The 18403-nt window shown below is 60.1% G+C and carries 15 protein-coding genes and 1 tRNA gene; 10 read left to right on the top strand and 6 right to left on the bottom strand.

Annotated elements, in window-relative coordinates; translation table 11 throughout:
• Positions 1-44 precede the first annotated feature (44 nt).
• The 3 genes from rpoD (at position 45) to H7995_RS06100 (ending at position 5850) form a co-directional block, all read left to right on the top strand.
• The gene (gene rpoD / locus H7995_RS06110; RefSeq protein ID WP_185818122.1) at positions 45-1892 is read left to right on the top strand and encodes an RNA polymerase sigma factor RpoD; all 1848 of its coding nucleotides are present in this window, start codon (positions 45-47) and stop codon (positions 1890-1892) included.
• A 122-nt stretch (positions 1893-2014) separates the two neighbouring features.
• A complete protein-coding gene (locus H7995_RS06105; RefSeq protein ID WP_166591284.1) occupies positions 2015-5758 on the top strand; it encodes an EAL domain-containing protein in 3744 nt (1247 codons plus the stop codon).
• A 15-nt stretch (positions 5759-5773) separates the two neighbouring features.
• Positions 5774-5850 (top strand) — tRNA-Ile (locus H7995_RS06100).
• A gap of 99 nt (positions 5851-5949) precedes the next feature.
• Here the strand turns inward: H7995_RS06100 and H7995_RS06095 are convergent.
• The 6 genes from H7995_RS06095 to H7995_RS06070 form a co-directional block, all read right to left on the bottom strand.
• The gene (locus tag H7995_RS06095) at positions 5950-6420 is read right to left on the bottom strand and encodes an SH3 domain-containing protein (RefSeq protein ID WP_166591283.1); all 471 of its coding nucleotides are present in this window, start codon (positions 6418-6420) and stop codon (positions 5950-5952) included.
• A gap of 415 nt (positions 6421-6835) precedes the next feature.
• Positions 6836-7168: an XRE family transcriptional regulator gene (locus H7995_RS06090; RefSeq protein WP_166591282.1), complete on the bottom strand. Its 333-nt coding sequence runs from the start codon at positions 7166-7168 to the stop codon at positions 6836-6838.
• A gap of 49 nt (positions 7169-7217) precedes the next feature.
• A complete protein-coding gene (locus tag H7995_RS06085; RefSeq protein WP_166591281.1) occupies positions 7218-7382 on the bottom strand; it encodes a hypothetical protein in 165 nt (54 codons plus the stop codon).
• Positions 7383-7884: 502 nt separating this feature from the next.
• Complete coding sequence (locus H7995_RS06080) at positions 7885-8439, bottom strand: GNAT family N-acetyltransferase (protein ID WP_306109757.1); 555 nt, start codon at positions 8437-8439, stop codon at positions 7885-7887.
• Positions 8440-8836: 397 nt separating this feature from the next.
• On the bottom strand, positions 8837-10033 hold the full coding sequence (locus H7995_RS06075) for a type II toxin-antitoxin system HipA family toxin (RefSeq protein WP_166591280.1): 1197 nt from the start codon (positions 10031-10033) through the stop codon (positions 8837-8839).
• Positions 10033-10284, bottom strand: a complete 252-nt coding sequence (locus H7995_RS06070; RefSeq protein WP_166591279.1) for a helix-turn-helix transcriptional regulator — start codon at positions 10282-10284, stop codon at positions 10033-10035. The genes H7995_RS06075 and H7995_RS06070 overlap by 1 nt, the downstream gene beginning before the upstream one ends.
• 345 nt (positions 10285-10629) lie before the next feature.
• Here H7995_RS06070 and H7995_RS06065 point away from each other — a divergent pair, with 345 nt between their 5' ends.
• The 7 genes from H7995_RS06065 to pqqB all read left to right on the top strand — a co-directional run bounded on the left by H7995_RS06065 (position 10630) and on the right by pqqB (position 18347).
• Positions 10630-11424 (top strand): lipopolysaccharide biosynthesis protein, encoded by a 795-nt coding sequence (locus H7995_RS06065; RefSeq protein WP_166591278.1) that lies wholly within the window; start codon positions 10630-10632, stop codon positions 11422-11424.
• An 89-nt stretch (positions 11425-11513) separates the two neighbouring features.
• Positions 11514-11975, top strand: coding sequence for an Lrp/AsnC family transcriptional regulator (locus H7995_RS06060; protein ID WP_166591277.1), 462 nt, complete (start codon positions 11514-11516; stop codon positions 11973-11975).
• A gap of 140 nt (positions 11976-12115) precedes the next feature.
• A complete protein-coding gene (locus H7995_RS06055; protein ID WP_095170611.1) occupies positions 12116-13798 on the top strand; it encodes a flavin monoamine oxidase family protein in 1683 nt (560 codons plus the stop codon).
• A 12-nt stretch (positions 13799-13810) separates the two neighbouring features.
• Positions 13811-14605 carry a carbon-nitrogen hydrolase family protein gene (locus tag H7995_RS06050; protein ID WP_166591276.1) on the top strand — a complete coding sequence of 265 codons (795 nt, stop codon included), beginning with the start codon at positions 13811-13813 and terminating at the stop codon, positions 14603-14605.
• 48 nt (positions 14606-14653) lie between these two features.
• Entirely contained in the window at positions 14654-17137 is a 2484-nt protein-coding gene (pqqF, locus tag H7995_RS06045; RefSeq protein ID WP_185818133.1) for a pyrroloquinoline quinone biosynthesis protein PqqF, read from the top strand.
• A gap of 138 nt (positions 17138-17275) precedes the next feature.
• The gene (gene pqqA / locus H7995_RS06040) at positions 17276-17350 is read left to right on the top strand and encodes a pyrroloquinoline quinone precursor peptide PqqA (RefSeq protein WP_003194766.1); all 75 of its coding nucleotides are present in this window, start codon (positions 17276-17278) and stop codon (positions 17348-17350) included.
• Positions 17351-17435: 85 nt separating this feature from the next.
• Complete coding sequence (gene pqqB / locus H7995_RS06035; RefSeq protein ID WP_185818121.1) at positions 17436-18347, top strand: pyrroloquinoline quinone biosynthesis protein PqqB; 912 nt, start codon at positions 17436-17438, stop codon at positions 18345-18347.
• Positions 18348-18403 lie beyond the last annotated feature (56 nt).

Genomic DNA, 18403 nt, shown 5'->3' with positions numbered 1-18403 from the left:
CGGCTTGTTTTTTGCCCGCCAAGACCTTCAGTGGATAGGGTGTTATGTCCGGAAAAGCGCAACAGCAGTCTCGTATCAAAGAGTTGATCCTTCTGGGTCGTGAGCAGGGCTACCTGACTTACGCAGAGGTCAACGACCACCTGCCTGAGGATATTTCAGATCCAGAGCAGGTGGAAGACATCATCCGCATGATCAACGACATGGGGATCAACGTATTCGAGGTTGCGCCAGATAAGGATGCCCTTATGCTGGCCGACGCCGACACCGATGAGGCGGCCGCTGAAGAAGCGGCCGCAGCGTTGGCAGCCGTCGAGACCGACATTGGTCGCACTACCGACCCAGTGCGCATGTACATGCGTGAAATGGGTACCGTAGAGCTCCTCACACGTGAAGGCGAAATTGAAATCGCCAAGCGTATTGAAGAGGGCATCCGTGAAGTGATGGGCGCGATTGCGCACTTCCCTGGCACGGTTGATCACATTCTCTCCGAATACACTCGCGTCACCACCGAAGGTGGTCGCCTGTCTGACGTCCTGAGCGGTTACATCGACCCGGACGACGGCATTGCGCCGCCTGCCGCAGAAGTGCCGCCGCCTGTCGACCCGAAAGCCGCTCCCGCTGCCGACGATGCCGAAGACGACGACGCTGAAGCCAGTGACGACGAAGAAGAAGCCGAAAGCGGTCCGGATCCGGTCATCGCAGCCCAGCGTTTTGGCGCTGTGGCCGACCAGATGGAAATCACCCGCAAGGCCCTGAAAAAGCACGGTCGCGACCACAAGCAAGCCATTGCCGAAATGGTTGCGCTGGCCGAGCTGTTCATGCCGATCAAGCTGGTGCCCAAGCAATTCGAAGGCCTGGTCGAGCGTGTTCGCAGCGCCCTGGATCGTCTGCGTCAGCAAGAGCGCGCGATCATGCAACTGTGCGTACGTGATGCACGTATGCCGCGTGCCGACTTCCTGCGCCAGTTCCCGGGCAACGAAGTCGACGAAAGCTGGACCGAAGCACTGGCCAAAGGCAAAAGCAAATACGCTGAAGCCATCGGTCGCCTGCAACCGGACATCATTCGTTGCCAGCAAAAGCTGACCGCACTGCAAACCGAAACCGGTTTGACGATCGCCGAGATCAAGGACATCAACCGTCGCATGTCGATCGGTGAGGCCAAGGCCCGCCGCGCGAAGAAAGAGATGGTCGAAGCGAACTTGCGTCTGGTGATCTCCATCGCCAAGAAGTACACCAACCGTGGCCTGCAATTCCTCGACCTGATCCAGGAAGGCAACATCGGCTTGATGAAAGCGGTGGACAAGTTCGAATACCGTCGTGGCTACAAATTCTCGACTTATGCCACCTGGTGGATCCGTCAGGCGATCACTCGCTCGATCGCCGACCAGGCCCGCACCATCCGTATTCCGGTGCACATGATCGAGACGATCAACAAGCTCAACCGTATTTCCCGGCAGATGCTGCAGGAAATGGGTCGCGAACCGACCCCGGAAGAGCTGGGCGAACGCATGGAAATGCCTGAGGACAAGATCCGCAAGGTATTGAAGATCGCTAAAGAGCCGATCTCCATGGAAACCCCGATCGGTGATGACGAAGACTCCCATCTGGGCGACTTCATCGAAGACTCGACCATGCAGTCGCCAATCGATGTCGCTACCGTTGAGAGCCTTAAAGAAGCGACGCGCGAAGTACTCTCCGGCCTCACTGCCCGTGAAGCCAAGGTCCTGCGCATGCGCTTCGGCATCGACATGAATACCGACCACACCCTCGAGGAAGTTGGTAAGCAGTTCGACGTTACCCGTGAACGGATTCGTCAGATCGAAGCCAAGGCGCTGCGCAAGCTGCGCCACCCGACGAGAAGCGAGCATCTGCGCTCCTTCCTCGACGAGTGATCACAAAACCCCCGGCCCTGCCGGGGGTTTTGCTTTATGCAGATTTAATCCTCGCAGCATCGCTATCGCCCCCCTAGCCCGTCTACACTCGAAACATTCCCCCGAGCCATAACGAGACCGTTATGCCCAGACTCCCGGCCGCGCTGCTACTGTCGCTGATGACCTGGACCGCAACGGCTGGCGCTCTGACTCTTAGTGACGAAGAACGTGGCTGGCTGGCGGCTCATCCAGAGTTACGCCTGGGCGTGGACGCCTCGTGGCCGCCCTTCGAGTTTCGTGACGAGCAAGGCCGCTACCAGGGCCTGGCGGCGGACTACATCAACGTCGTGCGCGATCGCCTGGCCGTCAAGGTTACGCCCGTGGAGCCGGTCAGCTGGACCGAGGTGCTGGACCAGGTCAAACACGGCAAGCTCGACCTGCTGCCCGGCATCATGTCCACCGCCGAGCGCCAGAACTACCTGGCCTTCACCCGCCCCTACCTGGATTTCCCCATCGTTATCCTGGCCCATGTGGGCGGCGCCCAGCCCCGCAATATTGAAGACCTCTACGGCCTGAAAATCGCCGTGGTGGAAAACTACGCCCCGCACGAATTGCTGCGCACCCAACACCCCGACCTCAACCTGGTGCCCTTGCCCAACGTCAGCTCGGCGCTGCAGGCCCTGGCCACCGACCAGGTCGACGCGGTCGTCGGCGACCTCGCGTCCAGTGTCTGGAGCCTGCGCCAACTCAAGCTCGAAGGGCTCTACGTCAGCGGCGAAACCCCCTATCGCTACCAACTGGCGATGGCCGTGCCACGGGATAACAAACTGCTGGTAAGCATCCTCGACAAAGTGCTGGCCGACATGAGCCCCGGGGAAATCAGCGCCATCCAGGAGCACTGGGTCGGCAACGTGCTCGATCACCGCGGCTTCTGGTCCGACCTGTTGATCTACGGCCTGCCCAGCGTCGGTTTGCTGATCGCCATACTCGCCGCGGTGATCCGCATCAATCGCCGCCTGAGCTCAGAGATTTCCCGCCGGGTCGCCCTGGAGCAGGAACTGCGCAGCAGCGAATACCACTACCGCGGCCTGGTGGAGAGCCTGTCCGCCATCGCCTGGGAAGCGCGCATCAGTGACTTCACCTACAGCTACGTGTCGCCCCACGCCGAAGAACTGCTCGGCTATCCCCTGTCCCACTGGCTGATACCCGGCTTCTGGCGCAACATCATTCATCCCGCCGACCTGACACGGGCCCAGAGCTTCTGCGATCACGAAGTACTGGCCGGACGCGATCACAGCCTCGACTACCGGGTGATCACGGCCGACGGGCGCTGCCTGTGGGTACGCGACATCGTCAGCCTGATTGAACACGGCCACGAGCCAATCATGCGCGGCCTGATGATCGACATCAGCGAAGCCAAGCGCACCGAAGAAGCCCTGCGCCTCTCCGAGCAGAAGTTTGCCTCGGTGTTCCAGCAGTGCCCGGACATCCTGGTGATTGCGCGCCTGTCGGACGGCTGCCTACTGGAGGTCAACGAGGCCTTCGAAGAACAGATCGGCCTGAGCGCCGCACAAGTGGTGGGACAAACCGCCACTGATCTGAATATCTGGGGCATTGCCGGCGTCGGCCCGGGCCTGTTGCAGCGCTTGCAGGCCGGCAGCATTCGCAACCTGGAGATGCCCTTTCGCCGCAGCAATGGCCAGGTGTTCACCGGCCTGATCTCCGCCGAGCCCTTCGAACTCGACACCACGCCAGCGCTGGTGGTGGTGGTCCGGGACATCAGCCAGCTCAAGGAAACCCAACAGCAACTGCAAACCTCCGAGGAAAAGTTCGCCAAGGCCTTCCATGCCTCGCCTGATGGCCTGCTGCTCTCACGGGTCAGCGACGGTCTGCTGATCGAGGTCAACGAAGGGTTCAGCCGCATCACCGGCTTCAATAGCGCCATGTCCCTGGATCGCTCGACCCTCGACCTGGGCATCTGGGTCAACCTCAATGAACGCCGCAAAATGCTCGACCTGCTCAAGCGCGACGGCTTCGTGCGTGACTTCACCTGCCACATCCGGCGTAACGACGGGCAGATCCGCCTGTGCGAAATGTCCAGCCGACCGCTACCGATCGGCGACGAAGAATGCATGCTGACCATCGCCCGGGACATCACCGAGCGGCACCTGATGCAGGAAAAACTGCAACAGGCCGCCACCGTGTTCGAGAGCACCGCCGAAGGCGTGTTGATCACCGACACCCAGCAGCACATCAGCGCCGTCAACCGGGCCTTCAGCGAGATCACCGGCTACAGTGAAACCGAGGCCCTGGGCCACACCCCTCGACTCCTGGCCTCGGGCCTGCACGACAGCGCCTTCTACGCGGCCATGTGGCATCAATTGACCGCCGAGGGCCACTGGCAGGGCGAGATCTCCAACCGGCGCAAGAATGGCGAGCTGTACCCCAGCTGGCTGACCATCAGCGCGGTGCGCAACAAGGACCGCTTCATCACCCACTTCGTCGCGGTGTTTGCCGATATTTCGAGCCTCAAGCACGCCCAGGCCAAGCTCGACTATCAGGCCCACCACGACCCGCTGACCGGCCTGCCGAACCGCACACTGTTCGAAAGCCGCCTGCTGACCGCCCTCAACGGCCAGCGTGAACAGGGTGGCCTGGGAGCCGTGCTGTTTCTCGACCTCGACCGCTTCAAACACATCAACGACAGCCTCGGCCACCCGGTCGGCGACCTGCTGCTCAGGGGCATCGCCGTACGCCTCAAGGAGCAACTGCGCGACATCGACACCGTGGCCCGCCTGGGGGGCGACGAGTTCATCATCCTGCTGCCGGGCCTGCAGCAAGCCAGCGATGCCGACCACATCGCCAACAAACTGCTGAACTGCTTTGGCGCGCCGTTCCAGGCCGGCGAACATGAGTTCTTCATCAGCGCCAGCATCGGCACCAGCCTCTATCCCAAGGACGGTAGCGACGTCGCCACCCTGGTCAAGAACGCCGATGCGGCCATGTACCGCTCCAAGGCCAAAGGGCGCAACCGCGTCGAAAGCTACACCCGCGACCTCACCGCCCAGGCCAGCGAGCGCATAGCCCTGGAACATGAACTGCGCCGCGCCATCGAACGCAACGAATTGTCCCTGTACTACCAACCGAAAATCAGCCTCAACCATCCACGCCTGGTCGGCGCCGAAGCACTGATCCGCTGGCACCACCCGACCTTCGGCGATGTACCGCCCGAGCACTTCATCTCCCTGGCCGAAGAAAACGGCATGATCCTGCAGATCGGCGACTGGGTACTGGAACAGGCCTGCCTGCAGATGCACGAGTGGAGCAAACGCTACGAGGGCTTCGGCTCACTTTCGGTCAATCTCGCCGGCGCGCAACTGCGCCAGCCCAACCTCTTGGGGCGCATCGAACAACTGCTCAAGGACAACCGCCTCAAACCCGGCCTGCTGCAACTGGAAATCACCGAAAACTTCATCATGAGCCAGGCGGAAGAAGCCCTGGAAGTCCTGCACCAGCTCAAACGCCTGGGAGTGCAACTGGCCATCGACGACTTCGGCACCGGCTACTCCTCCCTCAGCTACCTCAAGCGCCTGCCCCTGGACTACCTGAAAATCGACCAGTCCTTCGTCCGCGGCCTGCCCGACGACCCCCACGACGTGGCCATCGTCCGCGCAATCATCGCCCTTGGCCGCAGCATGCAGTTCACCATCATCGCCGAAGGCGTCGAGACCCAGGCCCAACAGCAATTCCTCGCCGGCGAAGGCTGCGAACAGATCCAGGGCTACATCGTCAGCCTGCCACTGCCCGCCGACGAATTCGCCGCCACCTTCCTTCGTATCGCAGTTTCGGACTTTTCGGATAGCACAGCCGAGAAACCATCGCTATAATCCGCGACCTACTGAGGGCCTATAGCTCAGTTGGTTAGAGCAGAGGACTCATAATCCTTTGGTCCACGGTTCAAGTCCGTGTGGGCCCACCATACTCAAAGCCGCGCATTGCGCGGCTTTCGTGTTTCTGATGGGTCGAAACTGGACATTTCACAAACGAAAAAGTCCACAAAACGTCCACACCAGAACAGTTATCGAATCAAGCGGTGGGTGTACTTCCGTGAGATCCAACCTTCCACACCGTCTTCACCAACCACGGAAACATGCAGCCAATCACGGTTTCCGCTGTCCAGAACTTCAAGCACCGACCGGTCTGGAATACTAACCGAGATGATCCTGTGCTTCATTCCTGGGCCCTCGCGTAACCGAACATCATCGCCGTTCACTAGACGATAGCCCTGCAGCAATTCCGCAGGCACATCCTTCTCGCACAGGAAATTCCGAACGGCTTTGCCTGCCTGGTTTGCCGTCAACATCGGTGCAATTTTTGGCCGAAAGAAGCACAGCTCCTGCCTAGCAGCGCTCTGAAACTCTATGTACTTACCCATAAAGCTGATGATCAGCATCAGCACTAAAGCCAGATACTGACTTTGATCCTTGGGTAGAGCGCCAGGGGATTCGCCACGATTAAGGCGTTCAATGATCTGCTGTTCAAGCTCCAAATGGTCACTGCTGACCACCCTTGCATCACAAGTCGCCTCGACCGATACGGTTGCAACACCGACCCCATCAATGAGCTGTCCGATATCTGACCCACGCCCTGACAGAAGGTATCCGGCAACGCGACCTGCACGACAGCCCTTTCCAGCCTCGCAAGTTTCGCAAGCAAGGGCAGAAGAAACGCATGCTCACCGCGCTGGCCAAAAGAATGGGCGTCAGGCGCCTGGTCGGAAACGCCGCTGAAGTGGGCTGGGGCAACGCCAAAGGGCACACAGATTGGCAAGGTCGAGATCCACACCAGCCAACCCCTGTCCCAACACGAACTCGACAAGATGCTGGAGATGGCCGCCGGATGGAGCTAACCGCTGGAGCTGAATTCCAGCAGCGCTTAGAGACCGCGAGAACGCAACCGGCTGGTTAAGTGGAGTGCAATGTTGCAGTAGCTTGCGCTTCAGCCAAAGCCGACGGACCGGCCGGTAGTGGCCCTAGCTCAATGTCGGCCCCATGCGCGCGCATGGTGGCGACGACACGGGACAATTCATCCTCACTCAGCGTCAGCAGGGCCGCCATGTAGAAGTGCATGTGCATGCCCATCACGCGGTCCTCAGTGCGGCCCGTGTACTTGCGCCACTGCGACCCCTTCGCCAACCCGGCCAGACCCGCCATCTGAGGACTGGTGAACCCCAGTTCGATTTTCAGGCGCGCCAAATCTTCCGCTGTGGGCGGTCCGTGGTGCTGAATTCGTTTCATTGAAAGTCCGAAAGCCCCAACACAATGGGGCAAAACTGGAAAGGGTCGGTTACAGGTGCGAGATGTAGCTGTAAGCCATGAACACCACACCGGCACATATGGCACCTATTAGGAACGGCGCGAAGCCGTAGGTGGGCTTCTTGCTTAGGAGCTTGTCCAGGGCGGCGATCTCATCTGCCATCGGCTTGATCCGCGTCTTGTGGTTGTGGTTCATCGTTCATCCTCGTGAGGGGGGTGGCAGGCGCGCCTATCGCGGCCCTTTTGGAAAAACTCATGCGCAAAGAAAGCGCAGGCGAGGAACGCACTTTTCCCCCTCCCGCCGGCGGGCCCCGTGTCAAAAATTCGCGAAAAGATTTAGGGGATGAAAAGACCCGGCGAGCCCAAGCGGGCTGCGGGGTTAGGCAGTGGTTGGCGTTTTTCGTTTTGTGAAGCGCTTGGAAAGGAATTGGTACGCAGCTTCACATTCGACACTTGGAAGCGCTGATAGGAAAAAAGAGAGAGCCCCGGTTTAGAGCGGTAGAAAATCGGAAAACACGGGGTTTGTTGAACTTTCAAAATCTGCACAGCTCAATTTAGAGACGCTGTCCTTGCACCCCTGGCTCGCAGTCCCCGGCAGCTGTAGACCTTACAGAATGCGTATCTCAAGCAGCTTACCGGCGAATCTTTACGCTTCATTTTTTACAAAAAAAACCATCATTACAGATGCATCGCTTCATTCATCTAGGAAATGCTCGATAAAGTACATGTTCTCGCAAAGGATGCCCTAAAGGGATGGATGGATTTTCAAACGTGAATTCGTCACGTTGCATTCCAAGCCTCTTCATAACCCGCTCAGAGCGGTTGTTAGTTAGTGCTGTAAAAGAAACCACTTCGGTTAAGGCCAGCTTTTCGAATGCAAAGGAAAGCACCGCAGTTGCACCCTCTGTAGCCAAGCCTTTCCCCCAAGCTGTCTTTACTAGCCGCCAACCAATTTCCACGCAGGGAGAACATGGAAACTCAAGCGAAGGCACATGCAGGCCGATGAAGCCGACAAACGTTTCTGTAGTTTTTTCCTCCGCAGCCCAGAATCCCCAGCCTCTCATTTCAATGAGTTCACGGCAGCGTTTCGCCATTGAGTTACTTTGTTCAACGGTGAAAGTGGAAGGAAAATAACGCATGGTTTCTGCATCTGCGTTCATCATCGCAAAGACAGGCAAGTCAGAATCTCTCCATTGTCGGAGACGTAATCTATCAGTTTCAATTTCGTAAACATGCATATTCAATTTGCTCAAATAGGGTTCGATTCACAAGTCGGATGGAATGTACATCAGATTTTGGCCGATGCTACGCAGAGCAGAAGAGAGAAAAATTAGCAAAAATCAAGCAGTGGACGCTAGTCTCGGATTCTAAGCAGTCGCTTGGGTATCGCAGAATCCTCCTTTCTCGACAGCCCACTGGCCCAACACCTGAAAAATGTCCACACTTGATAGCAACATACGCAGCACATGTAGCTATATGTCTAATGAAATAAGGGAGTTGCTCTGTTACGCCCTGCTAAACAGGCCATTTTTCGGACTCATAATCCTTTGGTCCACGGTTCAAGTCCGTGTGGGCCCACCAAACAAAAAGCCGCGCATTGCGCGGCTTTTGTGTTTCTAGTCGACGCGCGCTGGCTCACCTCTAATCACGCTAACCAAAAGAACTCATAAACGGCGCAGCACACTGCCTGATTGCTGCAGCCACATCCGGCGCCTGCTCACAGAGTTCAGGGAAACGCGCCAGCACCTGCTCCAACGCTTGCAGTTGCTTGCGAATAACCTCTTCAGGCTCTGCGACATCACACATCAATGCGAAGTCCAGCAATCCCTGTCGCGAGGCGAACAACGATTTGTTGCCGATAAGATCAAGTGCCAATACATCGTTTGGAAGGTAGGCTGTGGTGTTAACGATATCGTAGGCCGGTGCTAGCCGCGCATCGCGCTGGGTAGGGTCGGAATAGAGCAGTCCGAAGTTCTTTAGATGTGCGTCGCCGTTACCCACTATGCAGCTCAACGTCACCATGGAAAACAGGTGGGCCAATGAGCCCTGTACGTGCTCAGGAGGGCAGTACAACCGGACAGCCTTGGCGATAGCCGAGTAACTCTTGCTGTACTTCTGTTCCGCGGCGAGCCCCATCAATGCAGCCATGTCCTCGAAACCGATCGGGTTGAGCTGCTCGTCGCGGTCAAAACGCCGCATGACGAACAGTTTGGCGTTATCGGAAAGGTAGAACTCCGGCACCATAATCCCGGCATCCCTGGCTACCGACATACAAAGGAATTCGTTAATCGCCAGTCCCGGAAACTCGTTGCGCCCGCTCTTGATAATGAGGTCTGACGTTTTCGAGGTGAATCGTTGAGGTGCGCATTCCTGATGTTCTGGTACTAGTACTTTGGGCTGCACTCCCGAAATCCCTGCACGCAGAATATAGCGATCGACCAGATCGGCAAAAATGTCCTCTGCACCGTCCCAAGCAAGGATCTCTTCCAGCTTTTCGCCAGGGAACTGCTGACGCAGCAAGAGCGCATCGACTTGCGCTGAACTCACCGCTATCCGCCCGATGGGCGAACTGCTGCCAGTTAGCGCCAATAACAACATGGGGTCGACATTCGCTACCTTGGCCAAGCGATTGCGCAACTGCTCCAGGACGTAACCTTCCGGCAGGTTCATCTGGAAGATCGGGTGGAGTTCACGGTGGCGGTATTCATCCAGGCGCACAGGCATTAGCAAACTGATCGCCGTCTGCGCCTTGGCATCTTCGTGATACCGAAACAAATAGTCCCCACCACTGCCCAGGATCTTCCCGCTACTACCTTCAGGTGTCGTAACCCGCAATACATTGCTCATCAGTCGAACACTCCCTGGATTTCATCAAGCGTCGGCATGGCGGCCGGAACTATAGCGAACTCACCATCCAGAGCCCCCAGGACTCGTGCATACGCGACCATGCCCACCGACAGATCACCCTTTTCGATGGCGATAACCTTTTGTCGAGTGATGCCCGCCAGGGCCGCCAGGCGGGCTTGGGTCAGCCCGCGATTCAGGCGGCGTTGGCGGAGTTGCTCGCCGAGACGAGCGGTGATAAGGGAATAATCCATGTTCTGTATACGCGACAATTTTGAATAAATGTAACGTATACCTAACCTTTGAATAAATCAAAGAGAGGCAGACCAACGCAACGCAGGAAGCTGCTCATCACCTCAATATTCCCCGTCATTCGCTCCCTGCAGCACCTTTTCCTCCTATTTGCGACCGCTTGCCCATTCGTGCGTTTAGGGGTTGGTCACATCACGTCGCATTTGCTAGATTCAACCCTTGCCTGCCTGGCGAGCCTGAGAGTTGTGGGTGTCATTCCGTGCTTGAAGCAGCCGCGAATGATCCTGTTTCAGGGCCAATAAAAAAAACATCAATACAGTCAATGGCATACCTAGCGGACATCGGACATGGAAGTAGTTCAGGCACATCCAGCAGTAGACTCGAAGTTGAGTCATGTGCGTGATTTCGAAGAGTGTCGCCACACCGAGAGCGGCGCGGTGTTCATTATTGCCTCGGGCAGTTCGGCCAAGGACTTTCCGATTGAAGAGTTCGCCCACGTCCCGATGATCACCATGAATGGCGCGATCTCGCTGTTCAGCAAGACGGCCATCCGGCCGCACTTCTATGTGTGCACCGACATGAGCTTTCCGCTCCAGCAACCCGAGTTTTTTGCCCACGCGATGAAAATCAGCCAACGGGTGGCCTTGTGGGCAGAGTATGCGCGGCGCACGAATGTGCGCCCGGCAGGCACACTGTTCACGCTCAAACGTGCCCCGAAACAAACCTGGCTCGACTATTTCTTGCGGCGCAACAAGAATCTGGTGCAAAGCCGTGCGCTCATCGGGCAACGGACCAAGAGCATCGGCTTCAGCAAGAACCTCAGCGATGGCTTTTATGATGCCCGCACGGTGGCCTATCTGGCATTGCAGCTGGCCCACCACTTGGGCTTCAACAAAGTGTTCCTGGTGGGGGTCGATCTGAATCAGTCCACCGGGCGATTTTATGAAACCACAGGTTCAGTGCTCTCCCCTTGCGGGCTCGACAAGCACTACCACACGCGGATTCTTCCATCGCTGAAGTTGATGTCCAGCAAAGTCATGGGCGATGACTTCGCCGTGTATAACCTCTCCAGCAGCCCACGGATTCCCGACAAGCTCATTCCAAGAATCGATCTCCCGACCCTCAGAACACTGCTCAAGTGAGACGCTGACGGGCGCAGTCATCCCCCAGCGCCGCCATGGATGTGCTGTAACATGCACGCCCACTGACCTGTGCTGTTGGAGAAGCCCTTTTGCCTGACACTCGCCCCCTCGCGCTCGATGAAATCGACCGCCAATTGATCGCCGCCTTGCAGCTCAACGCCCGCGAAAGCGTGGCCATGCTCGCCCGGCAACTGGGCATTGCGCGCACCACGGTGACGTCGCGGCTGACGCGCCTGGAAAAGGCCAAGGTGATCACCGGCTACGGCGTGCGTCTTGGCCAGCGGGTGGTCGACGGGGGCTTGCAGGCCTATGTCGGCATCACCGTGCAACCGCGCTCCGGCAAGGAAGTGCTGCGCCGCCTGAGCAGCATGGCCCAGGTCCAGCAACTCTGTGCGGTCAGCGGGGAGTTCGATTACGTCGCCTGGCTGCGCACCGACTCGCCGGAGCAACTGGACCAATTGCTCGACCAGATCGGCAGCGTCGATGGGGTCGAAAAAACCACCACGTCGATCATCCTCAGCAGCAAGATCGACCGTGGCCAGCCAGTCTGACCACAATATTCGTCATATCGCATCACCACCCTGCAAAACGACGACACTTTGCGTCTTATTAACGTGCACTACGCTCCCTAGAATGGCGACAGTCTTTTCCTATACTCAGCACCTCGTGCGAGTCGCCAGCAAGGTCAGCCATGAACAACAACAATCGCCATCCTGCAGACGGTAAAAAACCGGTCACCATCTTCGGTCCCGACTTCCCTTTCGCCTTTGACGACTGGATCGAACACCCGGCCGGCCTGGGCAGCATCCCGGCGCACAACCACGGCGCGGAAGTGGCGATTGTCGGTGCCGGCATTGCCGGGCTGGTGGCGGCGTATGAGCTGATGAAGCTGGGCTTGAAACCGGTCGTCTACGAAGCCTCGAAAATGGGTGGACGCCTGCGCTCCCAGGCCTTCGAGGGTGCCGAAGGAATCATCGCCGAACTGGGCGGTATGCGCTTCCCGGTGTCGTCCACCGCCTTCTATCACTACGTCGACAAGCTGGGTCTTGAGACCAAGCCCTTCCCCAACCCGCTGACCCCCGCCTCCGGCAGCACGGTCATCGACCTGGAAGGCCAGACCCACTACGCGCAGAAACTCGCCGACCTGCCCGCGCTGTTCCAGGAAGTCGCCGACGCCTGGGCCGATGCCCTGGAGGACGGTTCGCGCTTTGGCGAAATCCAGCAAGCGATCCGCGACCGCGACGTACCGCGCCTCAAGGAGCTGTGGAACACCCTGGTGCCACTGTGGGATGACCGCACCTTCTACGACTTCGTGGCCACCTCCAAAGCCTTCGCCAAGCTGTCGTTCCACCACCGTGAAGTGTTTGGCCAGGTGGGTTTCGGCACCGGTGGCTGGGACTCGGACTTCCCCAACTCGATGCTGGAAATCTTCCGCGTAGTGATGACCAACTGCGACGATCACCAGCACCTGGTGGTCGGTGGCGTGGAACAGGTACCCCTGGGGATCTGGCGCCATGTGCCGGAACGTTGTGCGCACTGGCCAGCAGGCACCAGCCTCAGCTCGCTGCACAACGGCGCGCCACGCACCGGGGTCAAGCGCATCGCCCGCGCCGCCGATGGGCGCTTCAGCGTCACCGACAACTGGGGTGATACCCGCGAATACGCGGCCGTGCTGACCACCTGCCAAAGCTGGTTGCTGACCACCCAGATCGAGTGCGAAGAATCGCTGTTCTCGCAAAAGATGTGGATGGCCCTGGACCGCACCCGCTACATGCAGTCGTCCAAGACCTTCGTCATGGTCGACCGGCCGTTCTGGAAAGACAAAGACCCGGAAACCGGTCGCGACCTGATGAGCATGACCCTCACCGATCGCCTGACCCGTGGCACCTACCTCTTCGACAACGGCGACGACAAGCCGGGGGTCATTTGCCTGTCGTACTCGTGGATGAGCGACGCGCTGAAAATGCTCCCGCAGCCGATCGAAAAACGGGTGAAGCTGGCCCTCGATGCTCTGAAGAAGATCTACCCGAAAGTCGACATCGCCGCGCGCATCATCGGCGACCCGATTACTGTGTCCTGGGAAGCCGACCCGCACTTCCTCGGCGCCTTCAAAGGTGCCCTGCCCGGCCATTACCGCTACAACCAGCGGATGTACGCGCACTTCATGCAACAGGAGATGCCGGCCGAGCAACGCGGGATTTTTATCGCCGGCGATGACGTGTCCTGGACACCGGCCTGGGTCGAAGGCGCGGTGCAGACCTCGCTCAATGCGGTCTGGGGCATCATGAATCACTTTGGCGGCAGCACCCATGCCGAGAACCCGGGCCCGGGTGATGTGTTCAATGAAATCGGGCCAATCGCCTTGCCTGAGTAAGAGGAATCCGAAATGCGCGTAGCCCTTTACCAATGCCCACCGCTGCCGCTCGACGTTGCCGCCAACCTGCAACGCCTGCAGCAGCTCGCGACAGAAGCCAAGGGCGCCGACCTGCTGGTGGTTCCGGAGATGTTCCTGACCGGCTACAACATCGGCGTCGACGCGGTGAACGTCCTGGCCCAGGGGCGCGACGGTGAGGCCGCGCAGCAGGTCGCCCAAATCGCCAAGACCTCGGGGGTCGCCATCCTGTATGGCTACCCCGAGCGTGCCGAGGACGGGCAGATCTACAACGCCGTGCAGTTGATCGACGCGCAGGGCGAGCGCCTGTGCAACTACCGCAAGACCCACCTGTTCGGCGACCTCGACCACTCGATGTTCAGCGCCGGGGAGGACGACTTTCCCCTGGTCGAGCTCAACGGCTGGACGCTCGGCTTTCTGATCTGCTACGACCTGGAGTTCCCGGAAAACGCCCGGCGCCTGGCCCTAGCCGGGGCCGAGCTGATCCTGGTGCCGACGGCCAACATGATTCCCTTCGACTTCATCGCCGACGTCACCGTGCGCGCCCGGGCCTACGAGAACCAGTGCTATGTGGCCTACGCCAACTACTGCGGCAGTGAAGAGCAGATCCACTACTGCGGGCAAAGCAGCATCGCCGCGCCGGATGGCAGCCGTATCGCCCAGGCCGGCCTCGATGAAGCATTGATCGTCGGTACCCTGGATCGCCAATTGATGCTCGACTCGCGCGCCGCCAATCGCTACTTCCTCGATCGTCGGCCAGCACTCTACGACGCGCTGAACAAGCGCTGACCCAGGGTTTTCGCTAGCATGAGCACTTACCCAGTAGCGGAAGTGCCCATGCCTGCGCCGATCCACCCCCCTGTCCACCACGAAAGCCTGGCCAACGGCCTGCGGCTTGCGCTGCGTCATGCACCCGGTTTGAAACGTTGCGCCGCCGTGTTGCGCGTGGCCGCCGGCAGCCACGACGCGCCCCTGCCCTGGCCTGGCCTGGCGCATTTCCTTGAACACCTGCTGTTCCTGGGTACCGAGCGGTTTCCGGCCAGCGAAGGGCTGATGGCCTATGTGCAACGCCAGGGCGGCCAGTTGAATGCGCAAACCGGCGAGCGCCGCACAGACTTTTTCTTCGAACTGCCACCCCAGGCTTTTGCATCGGGGCTGGAGCGCCTGGGCGACATGCTCGCCCACCCGCGGCTGCATCCAGACGAGCAACTGCGCGAACGCGAAGTGCTGGAAGCCGAGTACCTCGCCTGGTCCCAGGATGCCGCCGCCCAGCAGCACCAGGCCCTGTTCGACGGCCTGGCGACGGATCACCCCTTGCGCGGCTTCCACGCTGGCAATCGTGACAGCCTGGCGGTGCAACACCCTGATTTCCAGCAGGCGCTGAAGGACTACTATCAGCGGTTTTACCAGACCGGGCAGATGACCTTGAGCCTGGTGGGCCCGCAGCCTGTGGATGAATTGCAGCGCCTGGCGCAGCTGTTGATCAGCCCGTTGCGGGTCGGCGCCCGGCAACCGCAAAGCCCGCCGCGCCCTTTGATGTCCGAGGCGGTCAGCTGTTATCAACAGGCCAGCGAACAGCAACTCAACCTGCTGTTCGCCTGCGAAGGGTTGCCCGAGTCATCCGCCGAAGCCCTGGACTATCTCTGCACCTGGCTCAACTGCGCCAAGCCCGGCGGCCTGCTCGCCGAGTTGCGCCAGCGCCAGTGGGCCGACAACCTCAAGGCGACAGCGCTGTACCACTTTGCCGGGCAAGCGCTGCTGCATGTGCAGTTCCAGCTCAGTGCCACCGCTACCGCGCAGCCTGCCTCAATCCGCAGCCTGTTCAACGACTGGCTGAGCTTCTTCGGCCAGCAGTACACCGCGCCAACACTGGGCGAAGAATATGCCCTGCTGCAGCAACGCAAGCGCCAGTCGGGCAGCGCCTTGAGCCTCGCTCGCCTCGACATCGAGCCCGTGCAACCGCTGCTGCCTGAGCCCGCAGTCGGCGCCCTCGCGGCGATCCTGCACCAGCTCAATCCGGCACCTGTGGATAACCCGGCCAGCACCTGGCAACTGCCACCGCCCAATCCGTTCCTGCGCAGCGCCGAAGAGCCGCCCGCCGCCGGCCTGATTCGCGGACAAACCAGCGCGCACCGGGGCTTGCGGACCTTCGCCCAGGACCGCACCCGCGGTCGTCGCGAGCGTTCGGCGCTGCAGTTCAGCCAGGCGTTGCCAGAGACCAGCGGTGAGGGCGCCCTGTGCCTGCGCTGGCGCCTGGCCTCAACGCCACCGGCCAACCTGCAGCCGGTGCTGGCCCGCAGCCTGCAGGGCCTGATCGACGACGCCGGCCAGGCGGGCGTGGAACTGTCGTTCAGTGAAACCGGCAACCAATGGCTGTTGAAGTTGCTGGGGCGGCATGAGCCGATGCCAGCGATTCTCGAGCAGGCCCTGTTGTGCCTGAGTCAGCCCGCCGACGCACACTGGCAGGCCACACAATCGCCGCCCGCGTTGATCGCCATCCGGCAATTGCTCAAGGCACTGCCCGAGGTGTGCCTGGGCCAAGTGCCGGGCACCACCGCAGCCGCTGCCGGCCCCGCGGACCTGCCAGCGATCTGGGCCAGCGCGCATTGGGACGGCCTGGCTGCCGGTCTGCCGGCCAGTACACACAGCGCCGTTACCCGGGCCCTGAGCCGGGCGCCGGGCAGCGCCGACAGTGAGCCGACGTCGCCTGTGGCCATCGCCGGTCAACGGCTCTGGAGCACCGTGCCCAGCCACAGTGACGAACACGCGCTGCTGTTGTTTTGCCCCACGCCTTCGCGGGAAGTGGCCGACGAAGCCGCATGGCGCCTGCTGGCCCAGCTCAGCCAAACGCCTTTTTACCAGCGCCTGCGGGTCGAGCTGCAGTTGGGCTATGCGGTGTTCAGCGGGGTGCGGCAGATCCACGGGCAAACCGGTCTGCTGTTCGGCGTACAGTCGCCAGGCACCCCGGCAGCGCAATTGCTCGGTCACATCGAGGCCTTTATCCGGCAACTGCCCGCACAACTCGCCAGCCTGGACGATGCCACGCTGGCCGAGCAGGTGCAGACCCTGGCCGGGCAACTCGACAGCCATACCCTGCCCTTGCCCCAGGCCTTCGAGCTGCTCTGGCAGGGCAAACTGGCCCACCATCCGTCGGATTACCTGGCGCAGTTACAACAGGCCGTATTGCACCTGCAGCGCCCCGCCCTGCTGGACGCCGCCCATTACCTGGAACAGGCGGCTGGCGGATGGCGATGCGTGTCCAGCGATGCCTCTCCACAGGGTGCGTGGCAAACGGCCGGGGGATCATTACCGGGGCTGTAATGGGTTTTCTTCGAGAGAAGTCTCCAATAAGCGGAAACGTTTCAGTAAGATAGCCACCTAAGCATCTGAACATCTCCGGCTGGAGATGAACTATATGTATAGGGTTCACTCATTCCATCCATTTGAAGGAGCATCTTTATGACCTGGTCCAAGCCTGCCTACACCGACCTGCGTATCGGCTTTGAAGTCACCATGTACTTCGCCAGCCGTTGATTTTGCCTGCGGGCGAAACACGCGGTACAACGCCTCGGCCAACCCGGGGCGTTTTCATTTTTAGCGTTGATGTGATGGAGCAGCCATGTTTGTCCAGATTCTAGGTTCCGCCGCCGGCGGTGGATTTCCGCAGTGGAACTGTAACTGCGTGAACTGCGCCGGGTTTCGTGACGGCAGTCTGCGGGCCCACGCCCGTACCCAATCGTCGATCGCGATCTCCGATGACGGCGTGAACTGGGTACTGTGCAACGCATCGCCGGACATCCGCGCGCAACTCCAGGGTTTTGCGCCGATGCAGCCTGGTCGCGCCCTGCGCGATACGGGGGTGCAGGCAATCATCCTGATGGACAGCCAGATCGACCACACCACCGGCCTGTTGAGCCTGCGTGAAGGCTGCCCGCACCAGGTCTGGTGCACCGACATGGTCCACGAAGACCTGAGCAGCGGCTTCCCGCTGTTCACCATGCTCAGCCACTGGAATGGCGGCCTGAACTGGAACCGCATCGAACTCGACCAGAGTTTCAGCATCCCGGCCTGCCCCAACCTGCGTTTCAGCCCCCTGCCGCTGCGCAGCGCCGCACCGCCCTACTCGCCCCATCGCTTCGACCCGCACCCGGGCGACAACATCGGCCTGATCGTCGAAGACCTGCGCACCGGCGGCAAACTGTTCTACGCCCCGGGACTGGGCAAGGTCGATGCGCCGCTGCTGGAGATCATGGCCGGCAGCGACTGCCTGCTGGTGGACGGCACGCTGTGGGACGACGACGAAATGCAGCGCCGCGGCGTGGGCACCCGCACCGGCCGGGAAATGGGCCACCTGGCCCAGAACGGCCCTGGCGGCATGCTTGAAGTACTGGAGCAACTGCCCAAGCAACGCAAGGTGCTGATCCACATCAACAACACCAATCCGATCCTCGATGAAGACTCGGCCGAGCGTGCCGAGCTGGTGCGGCGCAATGTTGAAGTGGCCTACGATGGCATGAGCATCGAGCTGTAGGAAACCTATCGCGAGCAGGCTCGCTCCCACAATCAGTCGCACAACTCTGTGGGAGC

The sequence above is a fragment of the Pseudomonas kielensis genome (assembly GCF_014236655.1).
In the GTDB taxonomy this organism is placed as follows: Bacteria; Pseudomonadota; Gammaproteobacteria; order Pseudomonadales; family Pseudomonadaceae; genus Aquipseudomonas; species Aquipseudomonas kielensis.
Note: the sequence above shows the minus strand (reverse complement) of the source record. Positions and strands in the feature narration are given on the sequence as shown.

Coding starts and splice junctions, on each gene's coding strand:
- H7995_RS06070 (WP_166591279.1), bottom strand. CDS start 10,284: ATGGATTATTCCCTTATCACCGCTCGTCTCGGCGAGCAACTCCGCCAA.
- H7995_RS06085 (WP_166591281.1), bottom strand. CDS start 7,382: ATGAACCACAACCACAAGACGCGGATCAAGCCGATGGCAGATGAGATC.
- H7995_RS06075 (WP_166591280.1), bottom strand. CDS start 10,033: ATGAGCAATGTATTGCGGGTTACGACACCTGAAGGTAGTAGCGGGAAG.
- pqqF (WP_185818133.1), top strand. CDS start 14,654: ATGCCTGCGCCGATCCACCCCCCTGTCCACCACGAAAGCCTGGCCAAC.
- H7995_RS06050 (WP_166591276.1), top strand. CDS start 13,811: ATGCGCGTAGCCCTTTACCAATGCCCACCGCTGCCGCTCGACGTTGCC.
- rpoD (WP_185818122.1), top strand. CDS start 45: ATGTCCGGAAAAGCGCAACAGCAGTCTCGTATCAAAGAGTTGATCCTT.
- pqqB (WP_185818121.1), top strand. CDS start 17,436: ATGTTTGTCCAGATTCTAGGTTCCGCCGCCGGCGGTGGATTTCCGCAG.
- H7995_RS06105 (WP_166591284.1), top strand. CDS start 2,015: ATGCCCAGACTCCCGGCCGCGCTGCTACTGTCGCTGATGACCTGGACC.
- H7995_RS06055 (WP_095170611.1), top strand. CDS start 12,116: ATGAACAACAACAATCGCCATCCTGCAGACGGTAAAAAACCGGTCACC.
- H7995_RS06090 (WP_166591282.1), bottom strand. CDS start 7,168: ATGAAACGAATTCAGCACCACGGACCGCCCACAGCGGAAGATTTGGCG.
- H7995_RS06065 (WP_166591278.1), top strand. CDS start 10,630: ATGGAAGTAGTTCAGGCACATCCAGCAGTAGACTCGAAGTTGAGTCAT.